The sequence below is a fragment of the Streptomyces katrae genome (genome assembly GCF_000966975.1).
GTDB classification, from domain to species: Bacteria; Actinomycetota; Actinomycetes; order Streptomycetales; family Streptomycetaceae; genus Streptomyces; species Streptomyces katrae.
In genome coordinates this window covers 1-218 of the sequence record NZ_JZWV01001451.1, presented here as the reverse complement: position 1 = coordinate 218, position 218 = coordinate 1, and the positions used below count along the sequence as shown (strand labels likewise).

The window sequence follows — 218 nt, the reverse complement described above, 5'->3', positions numbered from 1 at the left end:
GCGTCCAGGGGGAATCGGAGGGTGCCGTCGCCGCCGGTCGGGAGGGTCGCCCGCTGTGTGGTGTGGGTGACCCCGAACCGGTCGCGCAGGAGCAGGCTGACGGCGGCCCAGCTCGTGCCGGTGGAGCGGACCGTCACGTCGAGGTCGATGCGGCGCGGGGAGCCGGGCAGGGTGACACCGGGGCCCGCGGCGGGGGCGGCGGGGGCTCCGGCCTGGGC

The 218-nt window shown here is 78.9% G+C and carries 1 protein-coding gene; it reads right to left on the bottom strand.

The window, feature by feature from the left end; translation table 11 throughout:
* Positions 1–218, bottom strand: a 218-nt coding sequence (locus tag VR44_RS38235; RefSeq protein ID WP_045952285.1) for a hypothetical protein, incomplete at both ends; no start/stop codon positions are given.